The following is a 20,175-nucleotide window of genomic DNA, read 5'->3' on the forward strand; positions in this document are numbered from 1 at the left end:
AATAGACAGGCTTTTAAGCTGGCTAAAAACAAGAAATTAGGTTGATAGACAAACATGAGAAAGCTTTTTACAATGAGTCCGTGGTACAAAAGCGAAGGGAGGAGAGCGGTAAGATACTAGGCATCGTTTTTACATAACGATTGAAGGAGGAAAAAATGTCAGATATGAAACGTTCAGTCTCTATCTTCATTGTATGTTTATTTATTACATTACTAGCAACAGGCGGCTTAACGACTCCAAAAGCATCTGCAGCAGGGGCAAAAACGCCAGTATCAATCAATGGCCAGCTAAACATAAAAGGCACGCAGCTAGTCAATCAAGACGGCAAAACGGTGCAGCTGAAGGGGATCAGTTCACACGGATTGCAATGGTTTGGCGATTTTGTCAATAAAGACAGCTTAAAATGGCTGAGGGACGATTGGGGCATTACGGTTTTCCGAGCGGCGATGTATACGGCAGACGGCGGCTATATCGATAATCCGTCTGTGAAAAACAAAGTGAAAGAAGCGGTTGAAGCGGCAAAAGAGCTTGGGATATATGTCATCATTGACTGGCATATCTTAAATGACGGCAACCCAAATCAAAATAAAGAGAAAGCAAAAGAATTCTTTAATGAAATGTCAAGCCTTTATGGAAACACGCCAAACGTCATTTATGAAATTGCGAACGAACCAAACGGCGATGTGAACTGGAAGCGTGATATTAAACCGTATGCGGAAGAAGTCATCTCCGTTATCCGTAAAAACGATCCCGATAACATCATCATAGTCGGAACAGGTACATGGAGCCAGGATGTGAATGATGCTGCCGATGATCAGCTTGCGGATCAGAATACCATGTACGCACTTCATTTTTATGCCGGCACACACGGCCAGTTTTTACGTGATAAAGCAAACTATGCCCTCAGCAAAGGAGCGCCTATTTTTGTAACGGAATGGGGGACAAGCGATGCTTCGGGAAATGGCGGAGTATTTCTAGATCAGTCCCGGGAATGGCTGAATTATCTCGACAGCAAGCACATCAGCTGGGTCAACTGGAATCTTTCTGATAAGCAGGAATCATCTTCAGCATTAAAGCCGGGAGCATCTAAAACAGGCGGCTGGCCGTTGTCAGATTTATCCGCTTCAGGAACATTTGTAAGAGAAAATATTCTCGGCAGCAAAGATTCGGTGAAGGACAGACCTGAAACGCCGATTCAAGATCAACTGTTACAGGAAAAGAGCCTCTCTGTGCAATACAGAGCAGGGGATGGAAGTGTGAATGGCAACCAAATCCGCCCGCAGCTTCACATCAAAAATAATGGCAACACTGCGGTTGATTTACAAGATGTCACTGTGCGTTACTGGTATAACGCGAAAAACAAAGGCCAAAACTTTGACTGTGACTACGCGCAGATCGGATGCGAAAATGTGACCCATAAGTTTACGGCGCTACATAACCCTAAGAAAGGCGCAGATACCTATCTGCAAGTAGGGTTTAAAAACGGAACGCTGTCACCGGGAGCAAGCACAGGGGAGATTCAGATTCGTCTTCACAATGATGACTGGAGCAATTATGTGCAAGGCGGGGATTATTCCTTTTTCCAAACAAATACGTTTAAACCAACGAAAAAAATCACATTATATAATCACGGAAAACTGATTTGGGGAACAGAACCCAAATAGTTTAGCTTTTGGCGGGCATCAGCAATGATGTCCGTTTTCATCATCTCAAAAGGAAAACAAGGAGGTTTAGGTTGTGGATGAAACACTGAAGCAATATATGATGCTATTCAAAAAAATAAATAATGCGATAAATGGTCCGGACTATCCAGAGAAGGAAACAGATATTCAACATCAAAAAGAACAGCTCGAATCTTACGAAACAAAGCTGCAGCAACGTTTTTCTACGGATTATGACTACGATGTATTTGCTGACTCAGTTATCAAATGTGCATATGGCGATTTGACGCTCGAAGATTTAGAAGCAGTTTATGATGAATTGACTACGCCATTTTTTTGATTAAACCTCCAGCAGTAAAATTTTCATTTCTGTCTCACTAACTTAAGTATACTTTGATATTGAGACAGGAATTTATTAATTTCATTTACTTCCTAGAATATATATTATGTAAACTAAGAAATCGAACGACATCATTCAGTACATATCATTTGTCATCTTCCCTTTTGACCATTCAGCCTTTATGCGGCGTGCTTCAGACAAAAAAGCGATTTTTCCGATCGGAAAAATCGCTCAATTTCAACGCGGTACGCTTGCCTTAGGTGCCTTTAACGATTTACGACAAATGTTGTCACACTTTGAGCTGGAAGATGCGCCCAAAAATGATTGCCCGTTACATTAAGATTCGTTCCAGGTTGAAGATTGCTGTTGCTGCTCGTGATCCATCTAGATACGCGGGAAGCAGATCCATTATGCAAAACAAAGTTTTGGTTGACCCCTGTGTTGCTTTTGTTAATGGCAACAATCACAACCTTGTTGTCACCTTTATAAGCTGATACGTAAACGTTCGGATTAGGATTTTTCGTTGCATCAACCCTTACATAGCCGGGACGCACAAACTTCGAGAAATGAGCCATGTTGTAACCGCGTTTGCTGATTGTACCGTCTTCTTTCATAGGACCGTATGATCTGCGGATGTACCACCAAACATAAGCTTGAAAATCTCCCTCTACCATTGAATGGTGAATATGCTCTGAAACGCCTAATGCCTCGGGCCAGCGATCCGCAGAGTTATTGTCACTGTTCGGGTAGTATACTTCTGTCATCCATAGCTCTTTCCCTGCTCCTTTTTGTTTGAAAAGAGGATAAGGAAACTGACTGACCTGAGTACCGTACAGGTGAGTGCCGAGAATATCCATGTTCCTAAGCGCCTGCGGATCGTTCAAAATCGGGTCCGATATATTTTTAAAGTATTGAAATGATTCTGGTGCAATGACACGTGCGTTAATAGAACCGGCATTTTCTCTCATGAAACGAAGTATTTCTTGCGGCGTCCACCATGTCCATTCGTGTGCATAATCAGGCTCGTTTTGAACAGAAATCGCATAAAGATTCACGCCATGATTCTTCATGTAGGTAACAAAATCGTTAAGATGCTGCGCGTATGCGGCGTATTTATCGTATCTCAGCCGTTTAGCGGATGTGTCACCATTACGATTGAAGGTTTCAACCATATCGCTTGGCGGATTCCAGGGGGAAGCAAAAACGATCGCCCCATGTTTGATCGCACTTTTTGCCGTCTCTACTTCTTTGTACCAATTATTTCTATTTTCGTCCACATGAATTCTTAACATTGAAAAACCTAACTGATTTTGCCCATTTCCAAAAGCGGTTTCTCTTTGAGCTGCTGTCAAATCTCCAATCCAAGCTGGGTAGTTCATTCCTCCAAAACCGCGAATCACTTGTTTTTCAGCAGATACATTAACTGTTATATCACTTGCTGCCAAAACTTCAGTAGCGCCTGGCCCGGTAAACATGACTGACAGCGCAGTGAAACATACCATTAATACACAAATTGTTTTTTTTACGCATGAAACCATTTTTCCCCTCTCCCTTATATGGTTTTTACGGTACTGTCTCTTTTTATATTGCAAATGAAAGGTTTTCTCCTACCTTTGCGTAAACTGCCAGTAATCAAAATTAAACAAATTTCCTGTACCAGTTCCGGTAAATACAAAGAAAACGTTGTGCACACCGGTTGCGCCGCTTACCGCAGTTTCTATTTCTCTCCAGGTTTGTGCTCCACCTGTTGAAGGTACATTCAGGGTTCCTGCAAGCTTACCGTTTGGACTATCGAGACGCACTTCTATTTTCCCGCTTATAGCCGATGCTACATGTGCTTTAAACGTCTTGGCACCGCCTGACCCGAAGTCTGCATTTCCTACAGCAATCCAGTCTCCGTTATGAATGTTTGTGACATGTTGATTATTGACCGGCCCGCCGGGTGCAGAGGATACCTCGGTCAAAATGCGTCCATTCCAGGCAAACGTTTCAGCTTCTACCCTGTTATATGGATTGAAATTGGAAAGCTGTGTTACACCTGCATAATTTGCCGCAACCTCTCGAATGGAGCCATCTGCATGATGCACCAGCTTATTAATATGGGGAGAACGGTATCCTTTGCCAGCCCCGAACAAAGCGGAACTGACAGTTTGAGTATGGTACACTACATACCACTCATTTTTAAAATTGAAAACAGCATGATGGTTGTTTCCGCCACCTCCGAAAAATGCACCCGGATTTTTCAGGAAGTGCCCTCTATATGTAAAGGGACCCATGGGATTTGAACTGGTCATGTAGCCGATTTCACCTGGGGGTTTATCGGCCGGGTGTGTGCCGCCGAAATTGATGCAATAGGAATAGTAATATGTTCCGTTATACTTGTGCAATCCCGAATCTTCAAACATGAAAGGCGCATCAATTGTAGATGCACTTCCCTCAACACTCGTCATATCAGGCCCCAATTTTATGACTCTTGCCGTTTTAGGATTGGCCCATTGTCCCTGTGTTGGATTTGAACCGCCAGGAACGCCTCCTCCGGCATACAGGTAACCTGTGCCATCATCATCTACAAATGCTGCCGGATCAAAAAGCCATACAACACCAGCCATTCCTGGTGTACTTGGCGTGACGAGCGCTTTTCCGATTGGGTCGGTCCATGGACCAATCGGGCTGTCTGCGGTGAGAACGCCGATACCTCCGCCGCTGTTTGCGAAATAGAGAAAGAATTTATCCTTGCCATTGATTTTTTTAACTGCGATTGACGGGGCCCAGGACGCACCTGCCCATTTTGCAATTCCACGGCCTCCATTAGCTCCATTGGCACCTGCTACCGGAATAGCTCCGTGGTCTGTCCAGTTCACCATATCCGCTGAAGATATGACGAATACTTTATTCAAGTTGGCAAATGAATTATCTTTAATTGTTCCGTTGCTATTATATTCATAGTCATCACTTGACATATAAATGTAGACTCTTCCGTTATAGGTCAGCGCAACCGGATCTGCTCCCAAATGATGATCGATAAGCGGGTTTGAATTCCCTATATGTTTTGCAATTGTAGTACTGGTGGCAGCATACGCAGACTTCACAGATAAGCAGCACAATAGTAAAGCAAGAACCCATAAGCATACGCTACACTTTTTAAACATCACTTCACATCCTCCTTTTTCCTTAAAATGGGGAGTTCTTTTGGAATTTGCTAACAACAGGTCATGAAGATCGCTCCGCTTATTTCTACATGATCAATCTAGAAAATTTCCCCCATGCCTAGCGACCATTGTCCAGAAAATAAAATGGCAGGATTGTTCATGAGCCCCCTCTACTTCCGTTGAACAGAGATGTATATTTATCCAAAATATCCCTTTATCTAACATCCTACATCATGAAAAAAATTGTGTATAGGATACTTTTGGAGGAATTCGTGTTCGATTCTACAAAGGAACTGGATACATTTATTCATTGATAAGATGGGGCTGACATAGACGGCTGTTACCGACTCCGTTCCCTTGATTTTCGTTGTTTTAGAGCTATTGACGTAATAGACATCTCTGCTGATAGGGAATCAAGGCTTGAAACGAATTCCGGCTGCTTTTTCTCCTGATGTTGTTAACATTGTTCTCTTCTTTGTCAGACACTTCTTATCATTCCGCCCTCCCCCCTTCGGAACTCTTCTATTTTCTCCCCCTTATATAACAGGCAGGCACCAAAAAAACAGCCGTTCAATGCATCTGTTTTTTAAAAGAGTATAAGAACTATTGAGCAGTATGCCTGCTTTTTCATGTTTTGTTCATATTTTAGTAATTGTTTATTCAACACTGTCCGGTAGAGTAATCCATATCAACAAATATGACAGCCATCCGCATCTTTTGTGAAGGGAGGTAAAGCCGGGTGCCGTTATGCTGAAAGAAAAAATAAAGACATTAGGCCGTTTTTGCACCGTGGGCGTCGGCAATACGCTGATAGATTTTGGTGTCTTCTTTCTTCTCACCGCTTGTCATGTCCCTTATCTGCCGGCGCAGATCTGCTCCTATTCTGCAGGTATCAGCAACAGCTATGTGTGGAACCGGAGTTGGACGTTTCGTGTAAAACGTAAGGCCGGCGGGAAAGAGATCGTGCGCTTTCTCATGATGAATATCGCCGCGTCGGGAAGCACCTTTTTGCTGCTTTATTTGTTTCAAAAAGACGATTGTACGCTTTTGGTGAGTAAGCTCGCCGCCACTATCGGCGGAATGATGGTGAATTTTATCGGAAACCGAATCTGGGTATTTGGAGATTCGCTGAAAAACATACAGGATCAGGAGTGAAGATGAATGAGAAAAAAAGTGAGAAAAGCGGTCATTCCCGCAGCGGGTTTAGGAACAAGATTTCTGCCGGCGACAAAGGCGCAGCCGAAAGAAATGCTCCCGATCGTCGATAAACCAGCAATCCAATACATTGTTGAAGAGGCCGTAGAATCAGGAATTGAAGACATACTGATTATTACAGGGAGAAACAAACGCTCGATTGAAGATCATTTTGACCGGTCGGCGGATTTGGAATTCAATCTGCGGGAAAAAGGCAAGACGGAGACGCTTAAAGAAATGCAGCAGATTGCCGATTTGGCCAACATTCATTACATCCGCCAGAAAGAACAGCTCGGATTAGGCCATGCGGTGCTGTGTGCGGAGCGTTTTATCGGCGATGAGCCTTTTGCCGTTCTCTTAGGCGATGATATTATGGTGTCTGAAAAACCAGCTCTTCGGCAACTAATGGATGTATACAATGCTTACGGCACAGAAGTTATCGGTGTCCAGTCGGTTCTCCCTGAGGATGTCAGCAAATATGGTATTATAAATACATCTGGAACTCATGGGCATGTGTATGAGGTCAAGGATGTAGTAGAAAAGCCTTCACTTGATGAAGCGCCTTCCGAAATCGCCTTAATGGGACGTTATGTGCTGAATTCATCAATCTTCCCCGTTTTGAAGTCAATTGGCAGAGGCGCGGGAAACGAAATTCAGCTTACAGATGCGCTTCGTGAGGTTTGCTGTAAGCAGCCGATCCATGCCCGGCTGCTGGAAGGAAATCGATATGACATTGGCGATAAGCTGGGCTGTTTTAAAGCGAGCACTGAAATCGGTTTAATGCGCCCCGATATGCGGTCTCAACTTTTGGCTTATTTAGAAGATGTGATCAAACGGGAAACGAAAGACATGCTGCGTTAAAAAAATTGTAACCATCTTATTCGTTCATCAGTCATATAATAGTGAAAAAGATTAGGACAGGTTGTGAAGAATGTGGGCAGTTTGATAAGCGAAATGTTAGCATGGCTGACGAATATGGGATATGCGGGCATTGCGATTGGCTTAATGATTGAAATCATTCCGAGTGAAATTGTATTGGCCTATGGCGGCTACATGGTATCGGAGGGCACGATTGGATTTATTGGCGCCATTATTGCGGGCGTTATCGGCGGCACCATTGCCCAAATCTTTATTTATTGGATCGGGCGCTATGGCGGCAGACCGTTTTTGGACAAATACGGGAAGTACCTATTGATTAAAAAGCATCATATTGACATGTCAGAAAACTGGTTTCAAAAATACGGCACGGGGGTTGTCTTCTCGGCACGTTTTATCCCAGTTGTCAGACATGCGATATCCATTCCCGCAGGCATTGCGAAAATGCCGTTTCTCAAATTTGTCGTATTGACTGTACTTGCGATCATTCCGTGGTCTATTCTGTTTGTTTATTTAGGCATTCAGCTCGGAAGCCAGTGGGATGACGTTGAGAACATTGCGGGCACTTATACAACGCCGATTATGATACTGGCTATTGTCGTGATTGCCCTTTACTTTGTGATTAAAAAACGTGCAGTTATCTTTAAACGATAGCTAGCTGATATGCATAGGGATGGTTGATTCCCTATGCATATTTTTTTATCGGCGATGCTGATTTGCCAGCTTCAAATGCTCCGCTAAAAATACGACAAATCCTTCATCACGCACGAGTGATGCCGCATAATTTCTTTTGATAAACCATTCTGCTTCTTCAAAAGATGCGAATGTTTCTTCCTGTGCTTCCCCGTTAATCTGGATATTCCACTCGTTGTCTAAAGGAAACAGAAAAAATCTCATTTGTGCGCGATTTTCATACAGTGATCCGTTCGCCGATCCCTTTAGATTATAGATATTACGGAAAGCATCTGGTCGGACAGGATCGATTCGGAATGCTTCAGCAACGAACAATTCGTATACTTCATCGGTGATGGAACAGCCGGACGCCTTAGCATGCCCGCCGCCTCCGTATCGGCCGGCGATTTCTGACACATCGATGTCCTCATGGATGGTGCGCAGGCTGACCCGCTTTGACCCCATGCTTAAAATCGCAATGTAATCAAGATGCGGATTTTCTTTTCCAAGCCTGTTACCAAGCTCAGAATGATAAGATTCTGCGTGAACGATGCCCACACAGTGTTCGTGAACAAACGTTTGCACCATTTCCCTTTTCTTCCTGCGTAGGTAGCGCTCGATTTTTGCATCTTCTAAATCAAGCAGTTTCTCTTCGAAATCATCAAAGAAAAATTCATCATGCGCAGAAAGACGCTCAATCATTTTTTGTTCAAATTCATCAATTGACAGCAGGAAGAAAAGATCATTAAGCCGCTTCGCTTGTTTTTGATCATACCGCTCCCACTCCCATGTATCATATTGGCGGACGAGTTCTGTAAATTGATCTAAGGCATTTGTCGGTTTCATGAAACCATTCTCAACGAGATAGCCATATAAAAGCGATGTGGCCGATGAGAGCCTTCCATCATCGTATTCCACTTGGACAAATCCCCATTCATGCTCATTCAAATGAAGCGCTGTTTTATGATGGTCAATCAGCTTTACTTTTCCGCCCGCATGAACATACTCATTTAATCTCTCTTCGTTTTCTTCGTTGACAGAAAGATCAGTGATGAATAATGCGTCTTGTCTTTTGTTCTCTTTCGCTTTTTCTAAAAAGTACTGCACTTGAGCGTTTAAGCCGTTGATAGAGTTATACCGGACCTCAACATCTTTTGCGAATGCCAATTTTGCTACGATTCCGCACCCTACTCCGTCTAAGTCGTTATGTGAATATAAATGATACATCATGTAGGCCCCTTTTTATGATGAACTGACAATTGCCGCTAGAGAAGCGGCAGCCTTTATTTACTATTCTAAAAAACATCGCGTTTTATGCAAAGTTAGTTAGTTAACATAATGTTATTATTGTTAATATATAAAAGGAACGCTTTTTTGCGCTCCCTAAAGCCCTTGCTTTTTTATACCGGATAAACCGGATGCTTTCGATTCGTAAATGTCATTTCCTTTGTCATGTATGCTTTGAGCCGTTTGGCCAGTTCATCGCGCAGCGAATTGGCCGGGATCACGGCATCGATGATCATTTCTGAAGCCAGGCGGTATATATTGATGTCCTCTTTGTATTCCTCCCGTTTGCTGCTGATAAACGGCGCCCTCTCTTCTTTCGGCAGCTCGGAAATTTTTTTTGCATAGACGGCGTTTACAGCTGCTTCTGGGCCCATGACGGCGATTTGGGCGGTTGGGAGCGCCAGGCAGCAATCCGGTTCAAATGCCGGCCCTGCCATTGCATACAACCCCGCTCCGTACGCTTTTCGGACGATGACAGAGAGCTTAGGAACAGTTGCCTCTGACATCGCTGAAATCATTTTTGCGCCGTGCCTGATAATGCCCGCTTGCTCTACCTTTGTGCCGATCATAAAGCCGGGTATATCCGCTAGGAACAGCAATGGGATATGAAACGCGTCACATAAGGTAATAAACTTAGCCGCTTTGTCTGCCGAATCGTGGAATAAGACACCGCCTTTTATGTTCGGCTGATTGGCAACAATGCCGACAGGCTGCCCGTGAATTCGTGCGAGGCCCGTTATTAATTCAGGTGCGAATAAAGCTTTGATTTCAAAAAAAGACCCTTCATCAATGACCCGCTCTATGAGCTCATACATATCAAAAGGCGCATTTTGGTTTTGCGGAATGATGTCGGCAAGCTGGGAGTCGAAGTGTTTTGGCGGGCGTTTCTCTTGCATAGGTGCTTTTTCTTGATAATTTGCCGGGAAGTAAGACAAATAAGTCCGTGCCAGACGTATGGCTTCTTTCTCTGTTTCTGCTAGAATATCTCCGCAGCCGGAAATTGAGCAATGCATACGGGCGCCGCCCATTTCTTCGAGAGTCACTTTTTCGCCGATAACCATTTCCGCCATCCGCGGTGAGCCTAAATACATGGAGGCGTTACCGTCTACCATGACGACAATGTCACAGAAGGCCGGGATATAAGCGCCCCCTGCCGCAGATGGCCCGAAAAGCAGGCAGATTTGCGGAATGCATCCTGATAATTTGACTTGATTGTAAAAAATCCTTCCCGCACCTCTCCGCCCTGGAAATACATTGATTTGGTCGGTGATTCTGGCGCCTGCTGAATCGACTAAATAAAGGAGCGGACAGTTTAATTTTTCCGCTGTTTCTTGAATTCTGATGATTTTTTCAACGGTTTTTGCTCCCCATGATCCTGCTTTTACCGTTGAGTCATTGGCCATGGCGCAAACGGTTTGGCCGCCGATTTTTCCGATGGCTGTAATGACTCCGTCAGCGGGAAGCCCGTCTGACATGCATTCCGCAAAAAAAGCGTCTTCAAGCTCGATGTCATCGTCAAACAAAAGAGCAAGCCGCTCTCTGACAAAGAGCTTGCCTTTTTCTTGGTTGCTGTGATGATACTTTTCCGCCCCGCCTTTTCGAATCCGTTCGGCCCGTTCTGTTCGTTCCTTTTCATAATCCATGAACATTGCCTCCTTTATATGCCCTTATATACGGCCCGTCTTTTTTCTTGAAACGCTTCAAGCCCTTCTCTTCTGTCTTTTGTCGGAATGGTATGTTCATATGCTTTTTGTTCAATCGCGAGACCTGTAGCAAGCTCTGTCTCCATCCCTTTATTGATCGCGAATTTAGCTTGGCGGACGGCGATCGGCCCGTTGGCAGAAATGGCTGCGGCCAGTTCCTCTGCTTTTGGCATGAGGTCACAGGGAGTCGTGACATGCTCTACAAGGCCAATTTCTTTTGCTTCGTGTGCGGTGACGCGGCAGCCTGTATATATTAATTCTTTTGCTTTTCCTCTACCGATCAGCCGGGGCAGCCTTTGGGTCCCTCCAGCGCCCGGGATAATGGCTAAACCTGTTTCTGGAAGCCCCAGCACAGTTGATTCAGCTGCGATTCGAAGGTCGCATGCCAATGCCAATTCAAGCCCGCCGCCTAATGCGATTCCGTTTATCGCAGCTATGATTGGCTGCGGCAGGGCTTCAAGTAAAGACGCCGTTCTTTGAATGAGAGATACATGTTCCAGAACCTGATCTTCTTTCAGTTTTATCCGTTCTTTCAGGTCTGCCCCCGCGCAAAACGCTTTTTCACCGGTGCCTGTGAGGATGACGCAGCGGATGTTTGCATTGAATTCAATTTCCTGAAGAATCACATGCAGGTTTCTGAGCATTTCCGCTGAAAGAGCATTTGCCGCCTGAGGCCTATTTAAAGTGATCACGGCAATGTGGTCGTTTTGAACGGTAAAAAGAATAGATTCTTCCATTGTATTTGTCCTCTCTTTTATGAAGATGATTTAAACACCTGTAAATTTCGGCTCGGCAGTTGTTTGCCCATTTTCTCTTCTATCCATTTGGCCGCAGAAAGCAGTTTATCGAGCTTTACATTTGTTTTGATGCCCATGTGTTCAAGCATATACACGATGTCCTCAGTTGCGGCGTTTCCTGACGAACCTGGAGCATATGGGCAGCCTCCAAGCCCGCCTGCCGAGCCGTCGAACACAGTGATGCCCATTTGGAGCGCTGTGACCATGTTGGCCAGCGCCGTTCCTCTCGTATCATGAAAATGCAAGGCCAATTGATTGGCGGGGAATCGTGGCAAAAGAGCTTCAAGCACGGTTTCAACTTGGGCGGGATTTGCCGCTCCGATTGTATCTCCAAGCGACAGTTCAGAAATTCCAAATTCAAATAGGGCTTCAGAAAGGCGAATCACTTGTTCAATGGGGACATCTTTTTCGTATGGACAGCCGAAAACGGTTGAGAGGTAGGCTCTTGTTGTGAGGTTTGCTTTTATTGCGTCATCGTTTACTTGTTTGAGAATGTGAAGAGTTTCAGAAGTCGATTTGTTGATGTTTTTTCTATTGTGCGTCTCGCTGGCGGACATAAAGACGCAAGCTTCGTCAATGCCTCCTTCAAGCGCGTTCTCCAGTCCCTTTTGATTCGGAACAAGTGCCGCGTACGTTACCTCCTTTACACGGTCGATGCCTTTTGCGACGTCTATCGCATCTCGAAGCGCCGGAATCCATTTCGGGTGCACGAAGGATGTGATTTCGATGTAGGAAAGCCCTGTCCGGGAAAGCTGGTTGACCCAAGTGATTTTATCTTCTGTTGCGATCCATACGGGCTCGTTTTGTAAGCCGTCACGCGGGCCGACTTCTTTGATGGTCACTTTTTTAGGATATGACATGGTCTGCCTCCCCAACATTAAATGGAATCACTTAGTTCGAGCAGCACATCTCCTTCATTTACAAAATCCCCCTCTTGTTTTTTGACCTCTTTTACGGTTCCGCTTCTGTCTGCAACGATCGGGATTTCCATTTTCATTGATTCCAAAATGGCAACTTCCTGGCCTTTTTCAATTTGATCGCCGGCTTTAACGTGGACTTTCCACAGGTTTCCCGCCATTTGTATCATAACCGTCATAGCAACTGCCTCCTTTATAGGTGCTGTTTCAAAAAGTCAGTCGTGATATCCCCTTCCTTAAATGCTTTTGATCCTGCAGCCTGTATGAGAAGAGGTAGATTTGTTTTGATTCCTTCTATCCGATAGTCGCGGAGCGCTGACTCCAGCTTTGCAATGGCTTCCGCTCTGGTTTGGCCTTTGACAATCATTTTGGCGATCATCGGGTCATAAAAAGGGGTAACGGTGCTGTCTTTTGCTACCGCGCATTCGTGTCTCACCCCTTTTTGGTCAGGGAGTGAAAACGCAGTGATCGTACCTGGTGACGGATAGAAGGTCTTCGGATCTTCCGCGTATATTCTGACCTCTATCGCATGCCCGTTTCGTTCGATCTCTTTTTGGGAGAGTGTAAGAGTATGGCCTGCGGCAATCCGTAACTGCTGCTCCACTAAGTCCAGGCCTGTTATTTCTTCAGTCACGGGGTGTTCAACTTGCAATCTCGTATTCATTTCGAGAAAATAAAAGTTTTGATTCTGGTCAACTAAAAATTCGATGGTGCCTGCGTTCGTATAACCGATCGCTTTTGCTGCCTTTACGGCTGTTTGCCCAATCTTCATTCTCAGTTCATCGTCTACAAAAGGAGACGGCGCTTCTTCAATGACCTTTTGATGCCGTCTTTGAACTGAGCAATCGCGTTCAAACAGGTGTACTGTATGGCCATGCTGATCGGCCAAAAGCTGAACTTCGATGTGGCGGGCATGCTCAATGACTTTCTCCATATACATTGACCCATCGCCGAAAAAAGTTGCAGCGCGCTTTTTGTTTCCCTCGTACGCCTTTACTAATCCTTCCTCGTTTTGAACAAGCTGCATTCCGATGCCTCCCCCGCCCGCTGAAGCTTTCAGCATGACAGGATAGCCGAGTCGGCTTGCAGTGCGGCAGGCTGCCTGAATGTCTCCGAGGGATTCGGAAACACCGGGAACGACAGGGACACCTGCCGCTTCCATTGCTTTACGGGCTTCAATTTTGCTGCCCATCTTTGCGATGATATCGGGCGCAGGGCCGATAAACACGATGTTTTCTTGTTTGCAGCGTTCAGCAAATCGGCTGTTTTCTGATAATAACCCGTATCCCGGGTGGATGGCATCGGCGTTTGCTTTTTTCGCTGTTTCTATGATTCTCTCTCTATTTAAATAACTTTCACTGACTCTTGATTCCCCGATGAAATAAGCCTCTGTGGCCGCCTTTGTATGGGGCGCGTCTTTATCTGCTTCTGAATAAACCGCGACCGTTTTGATGCCGAGACGGCTGCACGTTCGGATAATTCTCATTGCGATTTCTCCGCGATTGGCGATCAGTACTTTTGTAAACATGACTTCACCTCATTGACATGATAAGTTGAACATTTCAATCGTTTTTTCACGCAGTTTATATTTTTGAATCTTGCCTGAAGCCGTCATCGGGTACTCGTCTGTAAAAATCACATAACGCGGAATTTTGTGGCGGGCGATTTTCCCTTTGCAGTAAGATGTAAGCTCTTCAGATGAAACGCTTTTTTCGGCCTTCAGCTTAATCCAGGCTGCGGCCTCCTCTCCGAATTTAGTATCAGGCACACCAACGACCTGTACATCTAAAATAGCGGGATGCCGGTATAAAAATTCTTCGATCTCCCTCGGATAAATGTTTTCACCGCCTCTGATGAGCATGTCTTTTAATCTTCCGGTGATGCGGCAGTACCCGTCTTCATCCATGACAGCAAGATCTCCGGTAAACAGCCATCCGTCGGCATTGATTGCTTTTTTGGTTGCTTCTTCATTTTTATAATACCCTTTCATCACATGATAGCCGCGGGTGCAAAGCTCTCCCTGCACGCCTCTTTGAACTTCTTGACATGTCCCGGGTTCTACAATTTTCACTTCTGCATGCGGCAGGGCGCGGCCGGTTGTTTCGACTCTCCTTAAGAAGGAATCATTTGCCCTCGTTTGCGTAATGACTGGTGAAGCTTCGGTTTGTCCATAGGCGATCGTAATGTCTTTCATGCCCATTTTTTCAATAACAGCTTTCATCACTTCGCTTGGGCAGGGAGAGCCTGCCATGATGCCTGTTCGAAGCATCGATAAATCATATGCATGAAAATCCGGATGATGCAGCTCGGCGATAAACATGGTCGGCACGCCGTGAAGCGCTGTGCATTTCTCTTTTTCGACTGTCTTAAGGACGGTAACGGGATCAAATTCTTGTACAGGTATCATGGCTGCCCCAACGGACACACACGCCAAAACCCCAAGCACGCATCCGAAGCAGTGAAAAAACGGGACCGGAATGCACAGGCGGTCTTGAGAGGTTAATGCCATACATTCAGCGATATTAGAAGCGTTATTGATGACATTAAAATGGGTCAGCATCACTCCTTTAGGAAAGCCTGTCGTTCCTGAAGTGTATTGCATGTTAATCACATCATCTTTTTCAAGGCTGTTCATTCTAGATTCCAGCTCAGCATCCGTCACTGTTTTCGCCAGTATCTCTGTATCGTCCCAATGATACATGCCCGGCAAACGTTTTTCGCCAATATAGATCAGCGTTTTTAAAAAGGGATAGCGGTCTGATGTCAGCTTGCCGGGCTCAGCGGTTTGCAGCTCTGGAATAAGGCTGTTTAAGATGTCTGTGTAAGAAGTGCCCCGGTAGGAATCCATGACAATAAGCGCAGCGGCATCCGATTGTTTTAACAAGTAATCGAGCTCGTGTGCTTGGTAATTGGTATTGACAGTCACGAGCACGGCCCCGATTTTTGCGGTGGCGAACTGAACGGCAAGCCATTCGGGAATATTCGAAGCCCATATGGCTACGTGGTCTCCTTTTTCGATCCCCATCCGCATGAGTCCTTTAGCAGTTTGACGGCACAGACAGTCAAATTGGGCGTACGTATAGCGGATATGTCTGTCTGGATAAACAACCGCTTCGTGGTCGGGATAGGTTGCAGCGGTTTGTTCAAGCAGTCTGCCGATTGTGGAATGGATGAGTTCTGCCATGCACTTTTCCACCTTTCTACGCAATGAGAAAGCGTTTACATTTTTATGTTAAAAGCTGTCTGGCGATCACGATACGCTGAATTTCAGATGTGCCTTCACCGATTTCCATTAATTTTGCGTCCCGCAGCATCCGTTCCACCCCATATTCCTTCATGTAGCCTGAACCTCCGTGGATTTGAATGGCTTGATTGCATGCTCTTGTCGCCATTTCAGATGCAAACAGCTTGGCGTACGCCGCTTCTTTTGTGAACGGGCGGTGATGGTCTTTCAGCCAAGCGGCTTTTAACACCATTTGTCTGGCAAGGTCAATTTCCATCGCCATGTCAGCAAGCTTAAATTGAATCGCCTGAAAGGAAGAAATCGGCTGTCCGAACTGCTTCCGTTCTTTCGCATATGCCAATGAGGCTTCAAGTGCCGCTTGAGCGATGCCGACTGCAAGAGCAGCAATGGAGATCCGCCCGCCGTCCAGCGTGTATAGAAACTGTTTAAACCCTTTTGTTGGGTCGCCGAGTAAGTTGCCCGCAGGCACTCTGACATCCTCAAGCAAAATTTCCGCTGTGTTTGAACCGCGGACGCCCATTTTATCGTACGGGCTCGTAATCGTAAGTCCGGGTGTGTCAGTGGGCACGATCAAAGCGGAAATGATGTTTTTTCCGTCTTTGTTTTTGCCTGTTACTGCGGTTACAATCACCGTGCGTGCGTAGCTTGCATTCGTGATCCAGCATTTTTCGCCGTTGATGACATAATCGTCTCCTTTTGTCATGGCTTTCGTTTGAGTGCCTCCTGCATCTGATCCTGCATTTGGTTCCGTTAAGCCAAATGACCCGAGTGCTTTACCCGAAGCCAGTGGAGTCAAATGCGCCTGTTTTTGTTCTTCTGTTCCGAAGTAATAAAGCGGGCTTGCGCCGAGCGAGACCGCCGCTGCATAGCTCAATCCAGTACTGCCGCAGGCTTTTCCGATCTCTTCAACAGCTACGGCATATGAAATCGTGTCGCCCCCTGATCCGCCGTATTCTTCCGGAAATGGAATGCCCATCAGTCCGATGTCACCCATTTTTTTGAATGTTTGGATCGGGAACTCGCCTGTTTGATCTACATGTTCAGCGTGAGGAGCGATTTCTTTTTTCGCAAAATCCTTTACCATTTCACGTACCATTTGCTGTTCTTTTGTCAGCTCAAAATTCACATGGTTTCCTCCTTCACATCTTTGTAACATCCTATTAGGCGAGTTCTGTAATCATTCCCTGAGAGAAGAAGTCTGAAAATTAAAAACCAAATCATTTTTATGTGAAAATATCAACGGGTTGATCAAATTTAGGCGGACATCATCATATCGCAAACGCATTGATTTGCCTGTTCAGCAGTGTCCGGAAAGAGATGATAGGGTGATTCCAAGTGGGAACGTGTCAATCAATCAACCGACGGCTGTTCTCATAAACCGAGCTATATCACAGCGTACTGTAACCGATTAATATTTTGAGACTGGACAAAAAATAGTGCAGCGCCTAAACCAGAATTCACCCCGCAATTGAGTGAGCTCCTCTGTCAGACATTGATATTCGAATCGTATTTGAAAAAGAAAGACTTATATGTAGTCATTCTTAAGAAGGCCGTATATCTCTACATCAACAACTCCTTTCCCGGACCAATAGGTAGCCTGTCTGAGCAATCCTTCTTTTGTAAAATTGTTTTTTAAGAGGACGTTTTTTGAAGCTTCATTTTCAGGCATGACTTCAGCTTGAATTCTGTTTACATTGACGTTTTTAAATAAAAAAGCTGCAAGCATGCGGACGGACTCTGTAGCAAAGCCCTTCCCCCAGTATGCTTCAGCTAAGTAGTATCCAATTGTTACCATGTTTGCTTTCTGGTTAAAATCCATCGCTTCTATAATCCCAACCAGTGCATTCTCTTGGCTCTTCGGAAACATTCCCCACTTGATCCTGCTTTTTTTTCTTGTAATCCCGATCAAAATGGCCAATCATTTTATGTACTGTTTTTAAGTTATGTTTTGGGATGATCCCACAGTATTCAAATACTTTGACATTATCATAGATCGAAAATACATCCTGTACGTGTATCTCTTCAATTTTACTTAAAACTAGATCCTTAGATTCCAATACTGGGAAATGTCCGAAAACCGCTTCCATATTCATGTGAGTCTCTCCCTTGCTTTTTCTTTTCTTTAACCAATTCAGCGGCTTATGATAATGATCCTGTTTCAACATCGCTTTTTTAAAAAAAGGACGACTTTGAGAGCCGTCCTTCTCACTCCTTATTTTGTCTTTTGTTTGGAAGCCTTGCTTTCATTATGGAGCCGGTCTGCTGCAGTGACATAATACGTATACCTCTTGTTTGGGTCTGCCGTTTTATCTAAGAAGGTTTGCTGCTCATTTGTTTTTCGTGTGGTTGCCAGCAATGTTTTGTTCTTTTTCCCCTCAGCTCTGTATATCGCATAATAGGCTGTTTCTTTCGATTTTTGATTTGATGGGTGGTCTTGAATGTGCAAAAGATTGCCGTGATTGTCTCCGGTCACTTTCGTAAGCTTCGGTTTTTTTGGTGCGGTACTGTCAAGCCAAGGCGTTTGCGGAATGAGTGCCGGTTTGCTGTAAAGCTCGTTGATGAGTCTGTCTTTGATGCCAAGCGGATTTTTGTTGAGGTCTTTGAGGCTGAAGTGCATGCTTCCTTTTACAAGCTCAAGCTGCCGGTTTAAGGTGATTTGTCTTCCATACTCCTCGGGGTCGGACCATGGCGGGTCAAAGTTGTTATTGATTTTATAGGCTGCTTGCCCAATGTATAAATGAACAGGCCTGTTTTTGACTTCATTGCTCCACCAATCAGCCAGCACATCGTAAGCGGCTGCGTGAAAGCCGATGCTCCAATAGATTTGCGGGGCAATATAATCAATATCTCCTTCTTGTATCCAATGTCTTGTGTCGGCGTATAGATCGTCATAGTTCCTGACGCCAGCTTTGGTATTTGATCCGGTCGGGTCATCTGCCGCGTTTCTCCATACACCAAAGGGACTGATGCCGAATTTGACGTAGGGCTTTTCGGCCTTAATCGTTTGGTTGATTTGTTTGACTAGCTGGTTCACATTATCACGCCGCCAGTCATCAATATTGGAAAATACGTTTTTTCCGTATTGTTCATATTGAACTTGGTCAGGAAACTCCTGCCCCGCTATTTTATAAGGATAAAAATAATCATCCATATGAACGGCATCGATATCATAATGCTTTACGACTTCCTCAATGCCTTTGACGATAAAATCTCTCGCTTCAGGAATGCCCGGATGGTAATAAAGCTGGTTTCCGTAAGCGGCAACCCATTCTGGATGCTTTCGTGCCGGATGATCCGCAGATAATTGATTGAGGTCTGTATGATTCATCGTAATACGGTAAGGATTAAACCATGCGTGAAATTCCAAATTTCGTTTATGGGTTTCTTCAATTAAAAACGCAAGCGGATCATAGCCCGGGTCTTTTCCTTGGACACCGGTTAAGTACTCAGACCACGGTCCGTAAGCGGATGGATAAAAGGCATCTGCCGCCGGTTTAATTTGAACAATAACGGCATTCATTCCCATTGTCTGTACATCGTCAAGCAGTTTCATATACTCTTGTTTTTGCTCTTCCGCTGATAATCCTTTTTTTGATGGCCAATCAAGGTTTAAGACGGAAGCGATCCATACGGCTCTCAGTTCCCTGTCATGCTGTGCGTTGGCCATAAACGGAACGGAGATGACAAACGTTCCGATGATTAAACTGACAAGGAAGCGGACAATCGGCTTTTGGCGAACCTTCATTCTGTTTCTTCTCCCCCATTACATCACTTTCACTTTTCGCTATTACGGTATTCCCGGGCTGTAAAAGGGTGCTTGTTCGGTTAGAAGAAATCAGGATTTATGTCTATATCACCAAAATAAACGAAAAAAGCCCAAAGCATATTTGCGTTGCTTAGGACTTTTTATCATTTAACATCGTTTGCAGGCTCTTTAACACATCAATGAGTTTTACGCCGACACCGACAGCTGTTTCAAGAATCGCTTGTGCTCCTGCGATGGCTAAAATAAAGATGACTGGGATCGCAATACGAGGGAAAAAGAGATAGCCCAGTCCAATCAAGATCGCACACCAAACGCCGGCACACCAGTAGCAATTGAGCATGTATCCAAAATTAGAAGCCGGCACGCTTTTTTCATCTATATGACCATTTTGATCAACGATCCTTTTCTTTTTCATAAAAGGTTTTCGGATAAATTCCGTGATTTTATCGAATACAATTAAATGTGTCAGCCTGTAACTGGCTAGTATCAGTATGATAAAAGTAAGCAAAGAAAGACGATCCATGACAAGCCTCCAAGAAAAAGGATGATGTTATCATTCCCTAGTGTTC

Annotated in this window: 16 protein-coding genes and 2 pseudogenes; 5 read left to right on the forward strand and 13 right to left on the reverse strand. The window is 44.8% G+C overall.

The genetic code is table 11. From position 1 onward, the window contains the following. The first annotated feature begins 164 nt into the window (after positions 1-164). Positions 165-1,664, forward strand: a complete 1,500-nt coding sequence (locus tag M1D98_RS09530) for a cellulase family glycosylhydrolase (protein ID WP_121643737.1) — start codon at positions 165-167, stop codon at positions 1,662-1,664. A gap of 73 nt (positions 1,665-1,737) precedes the next feature. After that, positions 1,738-2,001: a YnfE family protein gene (locus M1D98_RS09535; RefSeq protein ID WP_010330649.1), complete on the forward strand. Its 264-nt coding sequence runs from the start codon at positions 1,738-1,740 to the stop codon at positions 1,999-2,001. 266 nt (positions 2,002-2,267) lie between these two features. Here the strand turns inward: M1D98_RS09535 and M1D98_RS09540 are convergent, their stop codons facing one another. After that, positions 2,268-3,539, reverse strand: a complete 1,272-nt coding sequence (locus M1D98_RS09540; RefSeq protein WP_456280199.1) for a glucuronoxylanase — start codon at positions 3,537-3,539, stop codon at positions 2,268-2,270. A 69-nt stretch (positions 3,540-3,608) separates the two neighbouring features. Next, complete coding sequence (locus tag M1D98_RS09545) at positions 3,609-5,150, reverse strand: glycoside hydrolase family 43 protein (RefSeq protein WP_121642664.1); 1,542 nt, start codon at positions 5,148-5,150, stop codon at positions 3,609-3,611. A gap of 697 nt (positions 5,151-5,847) precedes the next feature. Between M1D98_RS09545 and M1D98_RS09550 the strand changes: the two are divergent. The 3 genes and pseudogenes from M1D98_RS09550 (at position 5,848) to M1D98_RS09560 (ending at position 7,874) form a co-directional block, all read left to right on the forward strand. Beyond that, positions 5,848-6,305, forward strand: a pseudogene (locus tag M1D98_RS09550) (GtrA family protein). Between the two features lie 6 nt (positions 6,306-6,311). Next, complete coding sequence (galU, locus tag M1D98_RS09555; RefSeq protein WP_121642666.1) at positions 6,312-7,205, forward strand: UTP--glucose-1-phosphate uridylyltransferase GalU; 894 nt, start codon at positions 6,312-6,314, stop codon at positions 7,203-7,205. 72 nt (positions 7,206-7,277) lie between these two features. Beyond that, entirely contained in the window at positions 7,278-7,874 is a 597-nt protein-coding gene (locus M1D98_RS09560; RefSeq protein ID WP_010330644.1) for a DedA family protein, read from the forward strand. 45 nt (positions 7,875-7,919) lie between these two features. On the opposite strand, the gene nrnB is transcribed toward M1D98_RS09560, so the two are convergent. The 11 genes and pseudogenes from nrnB to M1D98_RS09615 form a co-directional block, all read right to left on the reverse strand. Then, positions 7,920-9,119 carry an oligoribonuclease NrnB gene (gene nrnB, locus M1D98_RS09565; RefSeq protein ID WP_456280200.1) on the reverse strand — a complete coding sequence of 400 codons (1,200 nt, stop codon included), beginning with the start codon at positions 9,117-9,119 and terminating at the stop codon, positions 7,920-7,922. Positions 9,120-9,292: 173 nt separating this feature from the next. Further along, positions 9,293-10,828: an acyl-CoA carboxylase subunit beta gene (locus M1D98_RS09570; RefSeq protein WP_456280201.1), complete on the reverse strand. Its 1,536-nt coding sequence runs from the start codon at positions 10,826-10,828 to the stop codon at positions 9,293-9,295. 8 nt (positions 10,829-10,836) lie between these two features. Further along, positions 10,837-11,619 carry an enoyl-CoA hydratase gene (locus M1D98_RS09575; RefSeq protein WP_456280202.1) on the reverse strand — a complete coding sequence of 261 codons (783 nt, stop codon included), beginning with the start codon at positions 11,617-11,619 and terminating at the stop codon, positions 10,837-10,839. Positions 11,620-11,636: 17 nt separating this feature from the next. Continuing rightward, positions 11,637-12,539: a hydroxymethylglutaryl-CoA lyase gene (ldeG, locus tag M1D98_RS09580; RefSeq protein WP_456280203.1), complete on the reverse strand. Its 903-nt coding sequence runs from the start codon at positions 12,537-12,539 to the stop codon at positions 11,637-11,639. Positions 12,540-12,556: 17 nt separating this feature from the next. Next, positions 12,557-12,775 (reverse strand): acetyl-CoA carboxylase biotin carboxyl carrier protein subunit, encoded by a 219-nt coding sequence (locus M1D98_RS09585; protein ID WP_010330638.1) that lies wholly within the window; start codon positions 12,773-12,775, stop codon positions 12,557-12,559. A gap of 14 nt (positions 12,776-12,789) precedes the next feature. Further along, on the reverse strand, positions 12,790-14,124 hold the full coding sequence (locus M1D98_RS09590) for an acetyl-CoA carboxylase biotin carboxylase subunit (protein ID WP_121642671.1): 1,335 nt from the start codon (positions 14,122-14,124) through the stop codon (positions 12,790-12,792). A gap of 9 nt (positions 14,125-14,133) precedes the next feature. Further along, entirely contained in the window at positions 14,134-15,780 is a 1,647-nt protein-coding gene (locus M1D98_RS09595; RefSeq protein ID WP_121642672.1) for an AMP-binding protein, read from the reverse strand. 43 nt (positions 15,781-15,823) lie between these two features. After that, positions 15,824-16,966 carry an acyl-CoA dehydrogenase family protein gene (locus M1D98_RS09600; protein ID WP_121642673.1) on the reverse strand — a complete coding sequence of 381 codons (1,143 nt, stop codon included), beginning with the start codon at positions 16,964-16,966 and terminating at the stop codon, positions 15,824-15,826. Positions 16,967-17,365: 399 nt separating this feature from the next. Further along, a pseudogene (locus tag M1D98_RS09605) lies at positions 17,366-17,933 on the reverse strand (GNAT family N-acetyltransferase). Between the two features lie 119 nt (positions 17,934-18,052). Continuing rightward, on the reverse strand, positions 18,053-19,585 hold the full coding sequence (locus tag M1D98_RS09610; RefSeq protein WP_456280204.1) for a glycoside hydrolase family 10 protein: 1,533 nt from the start codon (positions 19,583-19,585) through the stop codon (positions 18,053-18,055). Between the two features lie 151 nt (positions 19,586-19,736). Beyond that, entirely contained in the window at positions 19,737-20,129 is a 393-nt protein-coding gene (locus tag M1D98_RS09615; protein WP_268529869.1) for a DUF1360 domain-containing protein, read from the reverse strand. Between the last annotated feature and the right edge of the window lie 46 nt (positions 20,130-20,175).

It is taken from the genome of Bacillus sp. K7 (genome assembly GCF_053903245.1).